14 protein-coding genes are annotated in these 17,462 nt (G+C 39.6%); 13 read left to right on the top strand and 1 reads right to left on the bottom strand.

Annotation, left to right across the window (positions count from 1 at the left end):
- Positions 1–4: 4 nt before the first annotated feature.
- The 10 genes from lptC to ACLCDV_RS03135 all read left to right on the top strand — a co-directional run bounded on the left by lptC (position 5) and on the right by ACLCDV_RS03135 (position 11,369).
- Positions 5–634: an LPS export ABC transporter periplasmic protein LptC gene (gene lptC, locus ACLCDV_RS03180; RefSeq protein ID WP_317668477.1), complete on the top strand. Its 630-nt coding sequence runs from the start codon at positions 5–7 to the stop codon at positions 632–634.
- A gap of 297 nt (positions 635–931) precedes the next feature.
- Positions 932–3,037, top strand: coding sequence for a SurA N-terminal domain-containing protein (locus tag ACLCDV_RS03175; RefSeq protein ID WP_411972895.1), 2,106 nt, complete (start codon positions 932–934; stop codon positions 3,035–3,037).
- A 61-nt stretch (positions 3,038–3,098) separates the two neighbouring features.
- On the top strand, positions 3,099–3,620 hold the full coding sequence (locus ACLCDV_RS03170; RefSeq protein ID WP_317668479.1) for a DUF2480 family protein: 522 nt from the start codon (positions 3,099–3,101) through the stop codon (positions 3,618–3,620).
- 118 nt (positions 3,621–3,738) lie between these two features.
- A complete protein-coding gene (locus ACLCDV_RS03165) occupies positions 3,739–4,524 on the top strand; it encodes a DUF3108 domain-containing protein (protein ID WP_411972894.1) in 786 nt (261 codons plus the stop codon).
- 5 nt (positions 4,525–4,529) lie between these two features.
- Positions 4,530–5,093 carry a DUF3109 family protein gene (locus ACLCDV_RS03160; protein ID WP_411972893.1) on the top strand — a complete coding sequence of 188 codons (564 nt, stop codon included), beginning with the start codon at positions 4,530–4,532 and terminating at the stop codon, positions 5,091–5,093.
- A gap of 50 nt (positions 5,094–5,143) precedes the next feature.
- Positions 5,144–6,115 carry a polyprenyl synthetase family protein gene (locus tag ACLCDV_RS03155; RefSeq protein ID WP_075990972.1) on the top strand — a complete coding sequence of 324 codons (972 nt, stop codon included), beginning with the start codon at positions 5,144–5,146 and terminating at the stop codon, positions 6,113–6,115.
- 1 nt (position 6,116) lies between these two features.
- Positions 6,117–7,169 carry a TerC family protein gene (locus tag ACLCDV_RS03150; protein ID WP_317668483.1) on the top strand — a complete coding sequence of 351 codons (1,053 nt, stop codon included), beginning with the start codon at positions 6,117–6,119 and terminating at the stop codon, positions 7,167–7,169.
- 368 nt (positions 7,170–7,537) lie between these two features.
- Positions 7,538–8,725 (top strand): aminopeptidase C, encoded by a 1,188-nt coding sequence (locus tag ACLCDV_RS03145; protein WP_411972892.1) that lies wholly within the window; start codon positions 7,538–7,540, stop codon positions 8,723–8,725.
- 111 nt (positions 8,726–8,836) lie between these two features.
- A complete protein-coding gene (locus ACLCDV_RS03140; protein WP_317668485.1) occupies positions 8,837–10,075 on the top strand; it encodes a thioredoxin family protein in 1,239 nt (412 codons plus the stop codon).
- 55 nt (positions 10,076–10,130) lie between these two features.
- Positions 10,131–11,369 (top strand): thioredoxin fold domain-containing protein, encoded by a 1,239-nt coding sequence (locus tag ACLCDV_RS03135; protein WP_411972891.1) that lies wholly within the window; start codon positions 10,131–10,133, stop codon positions 11,367–11,369.
- A gap of 129 nt (positions 11,370–11,498) precedes the next feature.
- On the opposite strand, the gene ACLCDV_RS03130 is transcribed toward ACLCDV_RS03135, so the two are convergent.
- Positions 11,499–13,622, bottom strand: coding sequence for a prolyl oligopeptidase family serine peptidase (locus ACLCDV_RS03130; protein WP_411972890.1), 2,124 nt, complete (start codon positions 13,620–13,622; stop codon positions 11,499–11,501).
- Positions 13,623–13,859: 237 nt separating this feature from the next.
- Here ACLCDV_RS03130 and ACLCDV_RS03125 point away from each other — a divergent pair, with 237 nt between their 5' ends.
- From ACLCDV_RS03125 to ACLCDV_RS03115, 3 genes are read left to right on the top strand one after another with little or no spacing between them, the layout of a single operon-like run.
- Entirely contained in the window at positions 13,860–16,028 is a 2,169-nt protein-coding gene (locus ACLCDV_RS03125; protein WP_411972889.1) for a M1 family aminopeptidase, read from the top strand.
- A gap of 59 nt (positions 16,029–16,087) precedes the next feature.
- Complete coding sequence (locus ACLCDV_RS03120; RefSeq protein ID WP_317668489.1) at positions 16,088–16,843, top strand: UDP-2,3-diacylglucosamine diphosphatase; 756 nt, start codon at positions 16,088–16,090, stop codon at positions 16,841–16,843.
- On the top strand, positions 16,825–17,415 hold the full coding sequence (locus ACLCDV_RS03115) for a Crp/Fnr family transcriptional regulator (protein ID WP_317668490.1): 591 nt from the start codon (positions 16,825–16,827) through the stop codon (positions 17,413–17,415). The genes ACLCDV_RS03120 and ACLCDV_RS03115 overlap by 19 nt, the downstream gene beginning before the upstream one ends.
- The last annotated feature ends 47 nt before the right edge of the window (positions 17,416–17,462 follow it).

The following is a 17,462-nucleotide window of genomic DNA, read 5'->3' as shown; positions in this document are numbered from 1 at the left end:
TACGATGGCACGCAAAACATTTGCTTCATCCATAATCCAAAATATATCGCCCCTAGTAACATTATTTTTACTAGGGGCGCTCTCATTGACATCCTGCGAACCTGACCTCAAAGAGGTAGACCGCATCGCCAATATGAAAAAAGAAGAGGCCGTCGATATTTCTCGTCATGTCGATATTATCTATAGCGATTCCACACGTGTAAAAGCAAATCTCACAGCGCCTGAAATGCGCATCAAACACGATAGCACTGAAGTATATGAATTTCCAAAAAGCATAAAAATCATCTTTTACGATGACAATTTAAAGGAAACTCAGCGAATTACCTCCGACCATGCCATTCGCAGGGAAAAAGAAAAAACGACCACCTTCACAAAAAACGTTGTAGTTACCATGGCTGATGGCTCTATCATTAAAACAGAAGAGATCATTTATGATGAAAGTAAAGTGGACAGCAACAGTAACATGACCTTTTACAATCATGTTCCGATTACGGCCTTCTTCCGGGATAATCGGGGAAACTTACAGGGCTCATCATTTACTTCAGACAAAGATTTTAAACATGTCAATATCGCCAATGCGACAGGCTATACGGTAATCACGAACAACAATCTCTTCCCTTCGTTAGGGAAATAGTTGATTGCAAGATATACTTCCCATTATTTCGAGTTTGGCTTAGTTTTCTATAGGGATATGACCAGATGGCTTTAGTCTGTTTCTCCAGACAGTTAAGTCATTCAAAACAAACCCCTTGAACTAAAAAGAAACAAAAAACTCCACTTAATACAAATAGTTTTCAAATTTGTTTTACTACATTCAGGAAAATATTCCGTTTTTTTTTATAAAAATTGTATCTTGCACCGCATTTTGCTATACTATGCATAAATTAACGAAATACAAGTATTTACACAATATAAACACAATAAGCAGACTATGGGATTAATGGGCTTTTTGCGTAACAAAGCTGGTGTCATCTTGACCGCAGCTATGGCTATCGCAATTTTAGCATTTTTACTAGGCGATGTCGTTCGAGGGGGGGCTCCTTTTTGGGCGAGACATCAAAATCGTGTAGGGGAAGTCAACGGAACTGAAATTGAATATCCTGCGTTCAGTAAGCAAGTTGAACAAACAGAAGAAATGTTCAAACAACAAATGGGTGGCGCAGTTACTCCTCAAATGCGGACATACGCTGTTCAACAAGTATGGAATCAATTTTTGTCAAGAGAGATCTTGAAAAAGGAAATTGAAAAAATCGGTTTGACTGTCGGTAAAGACGAATTAAATGATTTAGTGCAAGGCAACAACCCTTCGCCTCAAATCATTCAAGCGTTTACCAACCCACAAACAGGACAATTTGACCCGAGTCAACTGCGTGCTTTTATCACCCAAATGAACTCATCAGGTAACCAACAAGTGGCTCAGCAATGGGAAGCACTACTTGAAGGCGTTAGAGATGAGCGTTTAAGCAGCAAATATGGAGAATTGCTTTCTAATAGTGTATATGTTACTTCTTTGGAAGCAAACGAAGAATACCAAGAGCGTAATAAACTAGCAAACTTCAAATACATTCTTTTAGATTACGCTTCTGTTAAAGATGCTGATGCTAAATTGACTGATGCAGATTATCAAGAATATTATAATGAGCATAAAAGTATGTTCAAAACACAAGAGGAAACACGTGCGATTCAATACGTAATGGTGGATGCAAAACCTCTTGCTAAAGATTCGTTGGCTGTAAAAGAGACCATCAACAAGTTGAAACAAGATTTAATCGTTGCGAAAGACGACTCTTTATTTGCTTCAATCAATTCAGATAACAAATATCCATTTACTTATTTGAAAAAAGGTCAGTTGAGCCCTTCTCTGGATTCAGTTGTATTCAATGTTGCCGCCGGAACAACGGTTGGACCTTTTTTAAACAACAATGCGTATGAAATTGCAAAAGTTGTTTCTACGATTATCAGCCCTGATTCTGTAAAAGCATCACATATCCTATTGGATCCTGCTGCCGAGGGCGGCGTTGATAAAGCACTGGCAAAAGCTGACTCGATTAAAGGATTGATTCAAAAAGGAGACAATTTTGCAGCGCTTGCAGTTCAGTTTAGCAAAGATCCAGAAAGCAAAACCAATGGAGGAGAGCTTGGTACTTTAACAAGAGGCCGTATGGCTCCAGATCTTGAGAAAGCCATTTTCGAAGGTAAAACAGGTGATATCAAAGTTGTGAAATCACAATATGGCGTCCATGTCATTAAAATTGAGAAACAAACAGGAAGTTCAAAATATGCTAAAGTTGCCATCATTGATAAAGTGATCAACAGTGGAAAAGAAACGTTGAACAATGCGCATAGCAAAGCAACAGCATTCTTATCTGCAGCTACAGCACAGAACTTTGCTCAGGAAGCGAAAAAACTTGGTCTAGAAGCAAAAACAGCCTCACGCGTAACAGCGATGGACAATGTACTAGATGGTGCCGAAGCTCCACGTGATTTAATTAAATGGGCTTTCGAAGCGAAAAAAGGTGAAATTTCAGATAAAGTATTTGAGACTGAAACCTCTTATATCTTAGCAAGCTTGGTCGACATACAGCCTAAAGGAACCCTTTCCTTGGATGCTGTTAAGAAAGATATTGAACCTGCCGTAAGAAATATGGTTAAAGCTAAAATCTTGAAAGATAAATTTGACAAAGCTTTAGCAGGTACATCTTCTATTGATCAAGTTGCACAAAAAGTTGGTAAAGCAGCTATTCACGTTGAAAATGTTGTCTTCGCAAATCCAGTTATCCCTGGTGTTGCATTAGAAAACAAGGTAGTTGGTACTGTTTTTGGACTACAGCCAAACAAACCTTCCAAAGCGATTGAGGGTAACACAGGTGTATATGTTGTACAAGTGAATGGTTTTACCAATCCTGCCGCTATTTCGGATATCAACGGACAAAAGAAACAAATGCTTGCAGCTAAAGCACAACGCGCTTGGGGATCTATTTTCCGCGCATTGCAAGACAAAGCTGAAATCATTGACAATAGAGTGAAATTCTTTTAAAAGAATTTTAAGTAAATTTGTAGCCGGACGAATTATCGTCCGGCTTTTTTTTGATGTAAATATGGATATTCAAACAAATATTGTCAACAAAGTTGCGCAAAGTGGGTTAGTCACTGTTGACTTGGCCGACTACCACCCTAAAGCAGACAATGTAGTATATGATATTAAGGATAATCTCTTCCATGGCCTGATTCTTAAAGAAAAGGATTTTCGCGAATTCATTAAGACGAACGATTGGTCGCAATATACGGGTAAACATGTCGCAATTACTTGTTCTGCTGATGCTATTGTGCCGACCTGGGCTTACATGTTATTGGCAAACAAATTGGAGCCCTATGCGGCAACTGTTATCTTTGGAGACGCGGATGAGCTATTACGCATTCAATATGCTGCGGCAATTGAACAGATTGACATGGAACAATTTCGGGATCAACGTGTCGTTGTGAAAGGTTGTGGCGATACTTTTATTCCAGCGTCTACATTTGTACAGTTTACGGTAAAACTAAGTAAAGTAGCAAAAAGTATAATGTATGGCGAACCTTGTTCTACAGTTCCTGTATTTAAGCGAGCACAGCCGAAATAAATCAGATCCAAGATCAATATAAGTGATTGCACATGAACGTCTCATTAACATCAAAAGTTAAATTTATTTGAATGAAATTAACATTTCTTTTTCAAACAAATTTCGTAAACTTACGTACATGAAACTTATATCGACTTTGCTCATTTACTTATCCGTTATAGTAAGTACTGCTTTTGCTCAAGATTTACCGCATTTAAAAGAATCAGCGTTTAAAGGTGGCGAGAAATTAAAATATAAACTCCGTTATGGCTTTATTTCAGCCGCTACGGGGACATTAACCGTTGAGGATACCAAGGACGGAGCTGGAAACCCTTCCTTTCATCTATACGCTGCCGGCAAAACAGCTGGCGCCTTTGCAATATATACCGTACGAAATGAGTACAATTCGTATATCAATAGCAAGACATTTTTACCGTATTACTATACAGAGAACATTCGCGAAGGCGGGTATAGACGGAATGACAAAGTCCGCTTCAACCAAGAGACAAATACTGTTGTGGGTAATAAAGGAACTTTTAATTCGAAGGTAGATCAAACTTTTGATTTGCTTTCCTCCTATTATTTCGCCCGCAATCTGGATCTATCTACGGTAAAACCAGGTGAATCTTTTAAGCTGACTTATTTTTTGAATGATGAGATTGCCACCTTGGGCATACAATATATTGGAATAGAAAAAATAAAAACAGAATTAGGCACTTTAGAATGTCTCAAATTCAGTCCTGAGATTAAACCGGGACGTATCTTTAAAAAAAATAGCAAGCTCTATTTGTGGGTAACCAATGATGGCAACCGTATCCCGGTCAAAGCCAATGTCGATATTCTCATCGGATCGGTCACATTGGAACTACTCGAAGCCAGTGGATTAAAATACAAATTGGGACAAAGAGCAAGCTACTCAAAATAATTAGCATGATTGAAGTAGGAAATGTATTGGTACACGAAGATCTCATCAACAATGACTTTGTGTGCAACTTATCAAAGTGTAAAGGAATCTGTTGTATTGAAGGCGACTCGGGCGCTCCTCTGCTAGAGAGTGAAAAGGCTATATTGGAGGAGATTTACCCCAAAGTAAGGCCCTATATGACCGAGAAAGGTATTGAAGCGATTGAAGAGCAAGGGAAGTATGTTGTCGATGTTGATGGCGATCTTACGACCACCTGTGTCGATGGGAATAAAGAATGTGCCTATGTGACCTGGGAAAATGGCATCACAAAATGCGCTATCGAAAAGGCGTACGAACTTGGCGAGGTCCATTGGCGCAAACCCGTTTCGTGCCACCTCTATCCTATCAGGACAACACATTATCCCGAATTCGACGTACTTCACTATGACCGTTGGCATATCTGTAAAGATGCCTGCTCATTTGGCAAAGAATTACAGGTCCCTGTATTCAAATTTTTAAAGGATCCGCTCATCCGCACCTATGGTGAAGAATGGTACAAAAATCTTGAGAAAGCAGTCGAAGAGTTGTAACAAAATCACTATCTTTAAGCTTTAACTATTTTGGTATTTCACCCCAATTCATGTCAAAATTAAGAGAGATCCAACGCCCTATTGCCCACGAACTTGAGGCTTTTGAAAAAAAATTCAAAGCTTCAATGAAAAGCTCCGTCCCCTTGTTGGATCGTATTACACAATACCTGATCAAACGTAAAGGCAAACAAATGCGGCCTATGTTTGTGTTCTTTTCTGCTGGTATATGCAACGGAATTAATGAGTCCACTTACCGAGGAGCTGCTCTCGTAGAATTGTTGCATACCGCCTCGCTCGTACATGATGATGTGGTGGACAATTCCTATGAACGTAGAGGTTTTTTCTCCATCAATGCATTATGGAAAAATAAAATCGCTGTTTTGGTGGGTGATTTTCTCCTGTCTAGGGGCCTGCTCCTTTCCGTAAAACATCAGGATTATCACTTGTTAAAAATTGTATCTGAAGCTGTGGATCAGATGAGCGAAGGTGAATTGCTTCAAATCGAGAAGGCCCGTAAACTGGATATCGAAGAGTCTATTTATTTTGAGGTCATACGGAAGAAAACAGCGTCGCTGATTGCCTCCTGCTGTGCCTGTGGATCGGCTTCTTCCAATGCAGATCAGGAAACTATAGATAAGCTCCATCAATTTGGTGAAAAAATCGGAATAGCATTTCAAATCAAGGACGATTTATTCGACTTTGGCTTAGATGATGTTGGCAAACCGCTCGGCAATGACATCAAAGAGAAGAAAATGACCTTACCGCTCATCTATGCCTTGAATCAAGTGACTTCAAGTGAAAAGCGTAGGATCATTAATTTGATTAAAAACCATAATGAGGATGCACACAAAGTGGCTGAAGTCATTGCCTTTGTCCGCCAGAGCGGAGGGCTCGAATACGCCACAAATAAGATGCTGGAATACCAACAAGACGCTTTCCGGATTTTGGAAGACTTTCCCGACAGCGAATACAAAGCGGGGTTGGAGCAGCTGGTAAAATATACAACAGAAAGAAAAAAATAAAATGAGTCACGAATTAATGTTTTTTGGCGGATTCCTCATCTTTATAGCACTTATGCTAGCAATAGATCTAGGCTTATTCTCCAAAGGCGACAAGCCTGTTAGCCTAAAGATGGCTAGCATCATGAGCGCCATCTGGGTCTTATTCTCATTAGGTTTCTATTGGCTTCTTCGTCACTATGGATTTGAACTACACAACATCCATGACTTAGACCACCTCCAGGAAATCATTACCAAACACCACCACGATATTAAAATCATTCCGGGTGATTTAGCGGCGAGTCTCGAGCTCTACAACAAAAATCTTGGTCTGGAATATCTCACCGGTTACGTTGTAGAATATGCCCTATCCGTAGATAATATCTTTGTGATGGTATTATTATTTACTTCGTTTGGTATTCCGGAGCGCTATTACCATAAAGTTTTGGTATGGGGAATTTTGGGCGCCATCATTATGCGTTTCTTATTTATTTTCCTTGGCGCTACCCTTATTGCTAAATTCGGCTGGATTCTATATGTTTTTGGTGCTTTTTTGGTCTTTACAGGTGTAAAAATGTTTATCAACCGTAACCAGGAAGAAGAAGTAGATCCACAGAACCACCCGGTTGTTAAATTCGCGTCCCGATATTTTAAGGTAACACCAAAATTAGATGGCGGGCACTTCTTCCATGTCGAGAATGGCGTGAAATATATGACGCCACTATTTCTTGTATTACTGGTCATAGAATTTACAGATTTGATTTTTGCTGTGGATTCCATCCCTGCAATTTTCTCGGTTACCAAAGATGCCTATGTTGTATTTTTCTCCAATATTTTTGCCATACTGGGATTGCGGTCTATGTTCTTCCTTTTGGTCAATATTATCCACAAATTCCAATATCTCAAAGTAGGTTTAGCCTTTTTGCTGGTCTTCATTGGTCTAAAAATGCTGCTGCATCACTGGTTGGCCGAAGTAGGTTTTACAACGACACATTCGTTGATCGTCATTGTCAGCATACTTGCATTGAGTATCGTTGCTTCGCTGCTTTTTCCAAAAAAGGCTACACCTGCTGATTAAGCCAATTTGTATTAAAAGAATACCAATGATTGTTATTCAGAAACATATGCTAGCAGTCAGCAAAAATTCATAAGTTAAACAAAATATAATGGGGCTGTCCAAAAAGGTTGGATAGCCCCTTTTTCTTGATATTTTAACGTATAACCGATACAGAACCTTTTCAAATATCCAATTCTCAGCGAGTTTGTTCTTACTTTTTAGAGCCCCACATTTCGAATCAAAAATACAGCATTTTGGGAGCCCATTCTCCAGCAATGGATTAGCAGAAAAACAGAATATTTTAAGAACAATTATTTTACAGAGGAATATACCTTACTAAATTTAATTTATTTAATTTAGCACCACATTAAATTAACAAAACACTAACAATGAATTGGAATAAAACCATTGTACTAGCCGCTTCACTTTTCGCAGCTTCCTTCCAAGTACAAGCACAGGACAATTTGATCAATGCACTAAAAGCAAATCAAAATGACAATAGCAAATCTGGATTTACATTTACTGAAGTCATCAATCTAGGGAACACATCGATCAAAAATCAAGGTTCATCTGGTACTTGTTGGTCTTATTCGGGTAATTCTTTCCTGGAATCAGAGATGATCCGTATGGGTAAAAAACCAGTTGAGATTTCCCAAATTTACACTGCGCGCAACACATACTTAGACAAAGCCCGTACATATGTCCGCCTTCATGGTGGATTGTCTTTGGGGGAAGGTGGTCAATTCCACGATGTATTGAACTCATTCCGTAAATACGGTACAATGCCACAATCTGCTTATACAGGTCTTCACTACGGTACTACACGCAACAACTTTGGTGAAATGACAAATATGTTGGATGCGATGTTAGGCGCAGTAGTAAAAGGTAAAACATTAACGCCAAACTGGGAGAAAGCATATACCGCAGCAATGGATTCCTATCTTGGGGAAGTGCCTGAAAAATTTGATTACAACGGTAAATCCTATACACCACGCACCTTTGCAGATCAGGTAATCGGTATCAATCCGGATGATTATGTCGGGATTGCTTCGGTAACTGACCATCCATACTACAGCCAATTCGTATTGTTAATTCCAGACAACTGGTCATTTGACCGTTTCTATAATGTTAAAATGAACGATTTAACGGATATCATCGACAATGCTTTACAAAAGGGTTATACTGTAGCTTGGGCAACCGACGTATCAGAAAAAGGCTTCTCTTGGAAAAATGGTGTTGCTTATGTCCCTGAAAAATCTTTCGAGGATATGACAGATCAGGAAAAATCAACAATGTTTGTCGGTCCTAAACCAGAATTAAAAGTAACTGCAGAAGAAAGACAAAAAGCTTTCGACAACTGGCAAACTACAGATGACCACGGTATGCATATCGTAGGTCTTGTAAAAGATCAAAACGGAAAAGAGTATTACATCGTTAAAAACTCTTGGGGCACAACAAATGACTATCATGGTTATTTGTATGCGACAAAAGAATTTGTACGTTATAAAACAACTTCTCTGATGTTACATAAAGACGGTCTGACAAAAGATTTAAAATCGAAGATAAATATCAAATAAGCGATTTATCAGTCCACGAAAACACCTCTGAAATTAATACTTCAGAGGTGTTTTTGTTTTCAGATTAATTTAATAACTTAAACATAATTATGAATCTTTTGTTGAGTGAGTATGAGAAGTATAATCGCATTATGCCTTACAATTTTATTCGGGAATTTGGCTCAGGCCCAGACCAAGGGGGTGAAATTTGTAGAAGGGTTGAGTTGGAAACAAATAAAGGAGCGGGCACAAGCTGAGAACAAGTTTATCTTCGTAGAGCTATTTGCAACCTGGTGTGGCCCATGCCAATATATGAGCAATGAGATCTTTCCCTTAGAGCAGGTGGGGCAGCCAATTAATCAGAACTTCATTAGTGTTAGGGTACAAATGGATTCCACAGAGTCCGACAATGCCAATGTCAAAAAATGGTATGCCGATGCGCGTACTATTTCCAATGAATACAATATTCAATCCTTTCCCACATTTCTGATCTTTAATCCCAATGGGCAAGCGGTACACCGGATTGTCGGTGCAAGTGACGCTCCCGAATTTGTCGGTCATGTGATGGATGGCCTCTATCCCGAAACACAGTATTACACGCTGTTAAAAAAATTCGAGAAAAGACCGCAAGATATTTATACAGCCAAGCAGATGCTGAAAGCAGCGAATATTGCTTACGATGAAAATACGGCACGAAAGGCAGAAAATACCCTAGCAAATTCATTGGGCACGGATGAATTATTCAAAAAAGAAAATGTCCATATTTTATTGGCGGCGGCCAAATTCACCAATTCAAAAGCTTTCAATCTTATTCGCAACAATAAAGAGAAAATTGATATTCTATTAGAATCACCAGGTATTGCCAACCGGACACTGGCAAATGTTGTTGTCAACGAATTGTTTCAGATTAAAATAGATGCCAAACATGAACCCAACTGGGATAGTTATCAAAATGAACTCGCAGCAAAATATCCAGACATCGATTTCGTCCCGATGTTCAAGAAGATAAAAGCACACTATTACCTTCAGGTAAAGAATTATGTCGCCATGAAGAATACGATCAACGATTATCTTTCATCAGAAGACTTTACCCCCCATCAGTTAAACACTTTTGCCTGGACTATTTTTAACAATAGCAGTGATGTTGCATGTATTGAATCGGCACTCAGTTGGAGCAAAAAATCAATTATTGAAGATCCGAGCAGCGCATTCTTGGATACCTACGCAAACCTACTCTATAAGAAAGGAGAAAAAGAAAAAGCCATAAAGTGGCAAAATAAAGCTATTGAAATGGCCAGTGAGGACGATCGTCCTATCTATCAAGAAACACTGGACAAAATGATGAAAGGAATAAAAACTTGGGAGAACTAAATTTATTCCAGCCAATAAGTTAACGATCAAATTAAAAATTCAAAACACTAACATTATGAAAAAATTGATTTTGATGCTATTCCTCATTCCTACCCTACTATTTGCGCAAAGCGAGGGGGTCAAATTTGAGCATGGGCTCAACTGGAATCAGATTAAAGAAAAAGCGGCTAAAGAAAACAAATTCATTTTTGTAGACTGTTTTACAACCTGGTGTGGCCCTTGTAAATATATGTCGAGTACCATCTTCCCACAAGCTAAAGTTGGTGATTTCTTCAATGCGAAGTTTATCAATGCAAAAATTCAGATGGATAAAACCAAGAATGATCATGAAGATGTAAAAGCATGGTACGAAGAGGCCGACCGTTTTGCCAAAGATTATAAAGTTAGGGCATATCCTACTTTTCTGATCTTTGATTCAAAAGGCACCCTTGTGCATCGTATCGTAGGCGGCGGTGAAGCCGACGATTTTATAGCAAAAGCACAAAAATCACTTGATCCAAATACACAATATGAAACGCTATTAGCAAAATTTAATGCCGACCCAACTAATGTAAACATTGCCAAAAGTATGGCTATGGCAGCCAAAGAAGCGTATGATCAAGAGACACAGGCAAAAGCGGAAGAAGTGGTATTAGCGTCCTTGACTACAGATCAAATCTTTACAAAGGAGAATGTCAGTTTATTACTTTCAGCAGCGAATGTTGTCGATTCTAAGGCGTTTAATTTAATCAAAGACAACCCTGCTAAATTTGATGCTGTTAGTGAAAAAGTCAAAGCAAATGACTTCTTGTCCCAGCTGTTGGTTGGTAACGCGGTAAATACCAAAATCCGTGCAAAGGAAACGGTTGATTTCGCAAGTATAGAAAAAGAATTGGCGCAAAAATATCCAACCGTCAATACAGAAAAAGCAAGTCTCGAAATGCAACCACGTTATTACGGTTATACCAAAAATTACCCGGGCTTAAGAGATAGCTTCAATAAATATATTGCAAAATATGGATCGACCATCACAGCAGGAGAATTGAATAACATGGCTTGGTCTATTTTTGAAAACTGTGATGATCCTGCCTGTTTAAAAGCAGCAGCGGAATGGAGTAAATTGTCCAATGAGAAAGAAAAAGATGCGCCGATGTATCTAGACACTTTTGCAAACATATTGTATCGCCTTGGAGAAAAAGAAAAAGCTATTAAAACGCAAGAAAAAGCAATTTCACTGATCACAGATGCTACCCAAAAAGAAGAATATGTTGCGACCTTACAAAAAATGAAAAAAGGCGAAAAGACTTGGCAATAAGAAGATCTTCTGATCGTCAATTTATAAAAAGGTCCCGATCGGTAATTTGATCGGGACCTTTTTATTGATTACTCCATAGCAAATGCGCTGAACTAACAGGCAATGCGCTTGGCGTTAGAAACTGCCTACTTATTTTAACTCTTTAACCCCCATATTCCAGAGTGCGAAAGCATATTTATCAACGGTACTATTGATCAGAACTTCTGTTGACCGTCCCGCACCGTGGCCAGCTTTTGTCTCAATACGAATCAATACGGGGTTATCACACGCTTGCTTTGCCTGCAGTTCGGAAGCAAACTTGTAGGAGTGCGCCGGTACTACCCGATCATCATGATCTCCGGTAAAGACCATCGTTGCGGGGTAACAAACGCCAGTTTTCACGTTATGCACCGGAGAATAGGCTTTCAGATAATCAAACATTTCTTTGCTATCACTAACCGTACCATAATCATAGGACCAACCTCCACCAGCTGTGAAGGTATGATAACGCAACATGTCCAAAACACCAACCTCAGGCAGTGCGACCTTGGCGACCTTGGGATCTATTGTCATTGTTGCACCAACGAGCAAGCCACCATTGGATCCCCCCGATAAAGCAGTATACTCGGGTGATGTATAACCATTCTCCTGAAGATAATGCGCCGCGGCAATAAAATCGTTAAACACATTCAATTTGTTGAACTGTCTACCGCCATCATGCCATTTCTGACCATATTCACCGCCGCCGCGCAAATTTGGAACAGCATAAACACCACCATTTGCCAACCAAACCGCAACGGAAGTACTAAAAGCAGGTGTCAAGCTGATATTAAAACCGCCATACCCATACACAATCGTCGGGTTTTTCCCATTCAAGACAATCCCCTTTTTGTACGTAATAATCATCGGTACCTGAGTACCATCTTTGGATGTGTAGAAAACCTGCTTCGATTCATACTGACCGGAATCAAACTTCACCTTAGGTTTGATATAAAGTGTAGACTGACCAGAATTTACGTCAAACTTATAACTTGAAGAAGGCGTAATGTAATTTGAAAAACCAAAATAGATTTCTTTTTCCTTTTTCTTACCCGAAAAACCACTCGCCGTACCCACACCCGGCAATTCTATTTGTCGAATCTTTTTACCTGTATAATCGTATTGAATCACAACCGAAACGGCATCTTTCAAATAGTTTGCAAAAAGATAGCCTCCACCTGTACTGATCGAAAGTACATTTTCAGTCTCTGGAATAACATCTTTCCAGTTTTCCTTTGCGGGATTCTTCAAATCAACTTTCACCAAACGGTTATTGGCAGCCTTGTAGTTTGTCTCCAATAAGAAACTATCCCCAATATTGTCAACGACACCTGTATTTGCATCAAAATGATCTTGTAGGCAGACAATCTTGCTATTCGGCTGATTGAGATCCTGATAATAAAGTTCATTTCCTGTTGTCGTATTTGCAGCAGAAATAATTAAGTAACGTTGATCGTCTGTTAATGAAGCCCCTACATAACGTCGCGGTGTTGCCGGGCCGCCAAAAATCAATTTATCTGTAGCTTGCGATGTCTTCAGTTTATGGTAGTATAATTTATGTTGGTCTGTTTTTTCAGAAAGTTCAGATCCCTTTGGCTTATCGTAACTCGAGTAATAAAAACCATCATTTCCTTTCCATGCAATACCAGAGAATTTGACATCCACTAGCGTTTCACCTACAGGCGATTTATCCTTGGCATTCAATACAATGACTTTCCGCCAGTCTGATCCTCCTTCAGAAATAGAATAGGCAACTAAGCTGCCATCCTTTGAAAACGAAACATCGGCCAATGAAGTTGATCCATCTTTCGAGAATGTATTTGGATCCAGGAAAACTTCTTCGGAGCCTTTTTCCCCCAGTTTACGATAAAGTACAGCATGTTGCTGTAAGCCGTTATTCTTAAAAAAATAAGTATATCCACCTTCCTTAAACGGAGTTCCTATCTTTTCATAGTTCCATATTTCGGTTAATTGATCTTTCAGTTTTGTACGGAATGGAATTGCATTCAAATAGTCAAATGTTACTTTATTCTCTGCCTGTACCCAGCTTTTTGTTTCAGCGGACCGATCGTCCTCTAACCATCGATAAGGATCCGCAACCTTTTCACCCCAAAATTCATCCACAACTGTTCCTTTATTTGTCGTCGGATATGTTAACCGTTGTCCGTAACCGGTCGTCGCCGTACCTGTCATACCTATCATCATTAGGATAAGACCAAAATTTTTGTTTATCATAAAAAATTTTATACTTGTTTCAACCAACCTAAGTTTCACTCACTTAGCATCTGAAAATTCAATTTGAGTTGAATATAAACAAATTTATCGATCTCTTATTAAAAACAAGCTAGCTGATTCGATAGCTGCGTTAATAAAGTCTTACCCACCAGCATCATAAACATATTTCTTCTTGACATATTTTTATAGCCACCGAAATTTCTTTAGATTTATTTAAATCTTGAAAATACTAAAATCATGTTCAAAAAAGTCATATATCTTACTTTGTCGATTTCCATTCTTCAAATTGGAGTAAGTGAAGCGCAACAACTTCCCATAGATCAACAGTATCGAGCCACCCCTACCAAGATCAACAATCTGGTCCACACCAAGCTGGATGTTCGTTTTGACTATAATAATCAATTCCTAAATGGAAAAGAGTGGATCACGTTACAACCCCATTTCTATCCAACAGATTCCCTTCGTCTCGACGCAAAAGGTATGGATATCAAACAGGTGTCGCTAGTCAATGGCCAACAATTGGTCCCTTTAAAGTATAGCTATGACAATAATTCCCTGCTGATCAAGCTGGACCGCAATTATCTTGGAAATGAAAAATACACGGTATACTTAGATTATACAGCAAAACCAAACCTATTGAAAGCACAGGGAAGCGCTGCAATCAACGATGCGAAAGGACTTTATTTTATTAATCCTGACGAACGTACGCCAAATAAACCACGGCAGATATGGACACAAGGAGAAACCGAAGCTTCTTCGGCATGGTTTCCGACCATCGATCGTCCCAATCAAAAGACGACAGCCGAAATCTCCATGACCGTACTTGACAACTATGTCAGCCTATCGAATGGTGTATTGAGTAAGCAACAGAAAAATAATGACGGTACCCGTACAGATACCTGGACAATGGATTTACCACATGCCCCATACCTATTTATGATGGCCGTTGGTGATTTTAAAATCTATCAGGACAAATACAACAATATTCCCGTTGACTACTATCTTGAACCGAAATATGCGCCCTATGCCAAAGATATCTTCGGTAAGACACCAGCGATGATGGAATTTTACAGCAGGACTTTGGGTGTTCCTTACCCTTGGAATAAATATGCGCAGATCGTCTGTCGCGATTATGTCTCAGGTGCCATGGAAAATACAAGTGCAACACTACATGGCGAACATGTACAAAAGACGAAACGCGAATTGTTGGACGACAATCAGGAAGGAACGATTGCGCATGAACTATTTCACCAGTGGTTTGGTGATTTGGTCACAGCAGAATCCTGGTCCAATTTGACCATGAACGAATCTTTTGCCACTTTCGGCGAAGTGATCTGGCGTGAGCACGACGGCGGTAAAGATCGTGGTGATAAATCCAGATTTGAAAAACTCCAGTCCTATCTAAAATCGACTAAAAATGGGAAAAGCCCAACTTTAGCCCGTTATTATTATCAGGATAAAGAAGATATGTTTGATAATATCAGCTATGCGAAAGGCTCATTGATTCTCTACGCGCTCAAAGAACAAATGGGGGATGAAGCGTTCTATCAATCGTTGAAAAAATACTTGACAGACAATTCCTTTAAAACTGGCGAACCGCATCAGCTCCGTCTAGCAATGGAAGAAGTAACCGGTAAAGACTGGGCTCCGTACTTCAATCAATGGTATTACCAAGGCGGGCATCCAATTTTGAAGGTCACAACAAGAAACGGAGAGAACAGTGTCGTGCTAAATGTAGCCCAAATTCAAGATTCTACAGTACAGACATTCCAGCTTCCCTTGGCCGTCGATATCTATACCAAAAATGGGAAGATCAGACAGACCTTTCAACTCAACAGGCGGAACGCCCAATTTATGATCCCGCTACCTGCTGCTGTTGAATTTATCGATATTGATCCCGAAAAAACACTCGTGGGTCAAATTCAAATCGATAAATCAGATGCCGACTATTTATATCAATATGAGCATGCACCTTCATTTGCCAACCGCGTCGGTGCAATTGCTTATGCCTCAAAAAATCCGACAAATACCATCAGCCAGCAAATCTTAACAAAAGCTTTGAAAGATAACGATCCAGATCTCGCCGCAACAGCGATTCAAGGTCTCGATCTAAGCAATCCCGCGGTCCGCAAGTCGGCCGAAAAAACCATCTTGGCACTTGCAGAGAAGTCCGAAGCCTCTGTTATCCGTGCCTCTGCGATTCAAAAGCTTGCACAGACAAAAGATAAAAAATACAAAAGTCTAATTCTGAATGCTGTAGCCGACAAATCCTATATGGTTATTGCAAGTTCAATCATGGCAATAAAAAGTGCTTATCCGGATCAACTTCAGCAGTCTTTGAAGCGCATTGATCCCGATGCTACGGAATATCTAAAAGCGCTGATCACCGAATTATCTAAATCATAGCAAAATATATTGTGGAGGCGAATTTTGTATTCGCCTCCATTTTTTTTAGTTTTGGCCACATGTCAACAAGAACAAAAATTTATTTTGCCTCCGACTTTCATCTTGGATCTTACCCCTTGGAAAGTTCACGGGAAAGGGAGCTGCAAATTATACAGTGGCTGGATCAGATCAAAACGGATGCTGCACAGCTCTATCTTGTTGGCGATATCTTTGATTTCTGGTTTGAATACGCAACTGTTGTCCCAAAAGGCTATATCCGCTTTTTGGGCAAATTAGCCGAAATTGCAGATCTTGGCATTCCCATTACTTTATTTAAAGGCAACCACGATATGTGGATGTTTGATTACCTCAAAAAGGAATTAAATGTACGGATCATCGACAATGAGCTGGAGTTACAACTTAACGGAAAACATTTTTACATTCACCACGGCGACGGTTTAGGTTCGGGAGATTACAAATACAAGATACTCAAGAAAGTATTTCGGAGCCGTCTCTGTCAATGGTTATTTGCACGATTACATCCAAATCTAGGAATCGGAATCGCGACACGTTGGTCCAAACATAGCAGGCTTTCGAATAATGAGGACGAAAAATTTCTGGGCGAAGACAAAGAGTGGTTAATTGGTTATGCAAAGGAGCTGGAGTCAACCCAACATCACGACTATTATATCTTTGGCCATAGACATCTACCCTATGATGTTGAGCTGAACTCCAATAGCCGTATTCTGAATTTAGGAGAATGGATAAATTACCATACCTATGCCGTATGGGATGGTGAAACTTTACGTTTGGAAAAATGGGCGAGCAAATCCTAATTTCTTTATCCGATTGCCTGAATGGTTATCACTTTCTAACGCCTGAAAGTGCTGCAAAATTGGAGCAGGTCAGTAAGAAAATCACGGCGAAAAGAAATAGCCTGTTGATCGAACAGGACAAAATTCAAAAAGACATCTATTTTCTGGCTTCAGGGTTAGCCCGCGTTTACTACGAGACGGCCAACCGTCAGATAACCCTGGATTTTGTTTCGCCCGGTGGAACACTCATATCCATGAATAGTTATGTTCACGGCACCCCAGGCTATGAAAACATTGACGTCCTCGAAGACAGTATTGTTTATCAAATAGACCAAAAACAACTATTTGAACTCTATGAAAGTGATATCGCCATTGCAAATTGGGGAAGAAAGATGGCTGAACTTGAATTTATCAAGGCCGAACAACGAACCATGTCCAAACTCTTTAATACCGCCCAGGAGCGCTATGCTGAATTACTTCAAAAGTACCCCCAATATATCCAACGCATAAAACTGGGTTACATTGCCTCCTATCTTGGTGTCAGTCAGGTTACCTTAAGCCGGATTCGCGCAAATATTCATACAAATTTTTAACATTTGTAAAAATTATTATCGCCCAAAAGCCGGACATTTGTATCGAA

This window comes from Sphingobacterium sp. Lzh-3 (assembly GCF_046764375.1).
Lineage (GTDB): Bacteria > Bacteroidota > Bacteroidia > Sphingobacteriales > Sphingobacteriaceae > Sphingobacterium.
The sequence above is the reverse complement of the archived record's forward strand: the minus strand, read 5'-3'. Positions and strand labels throughout refer to the sequence as shown.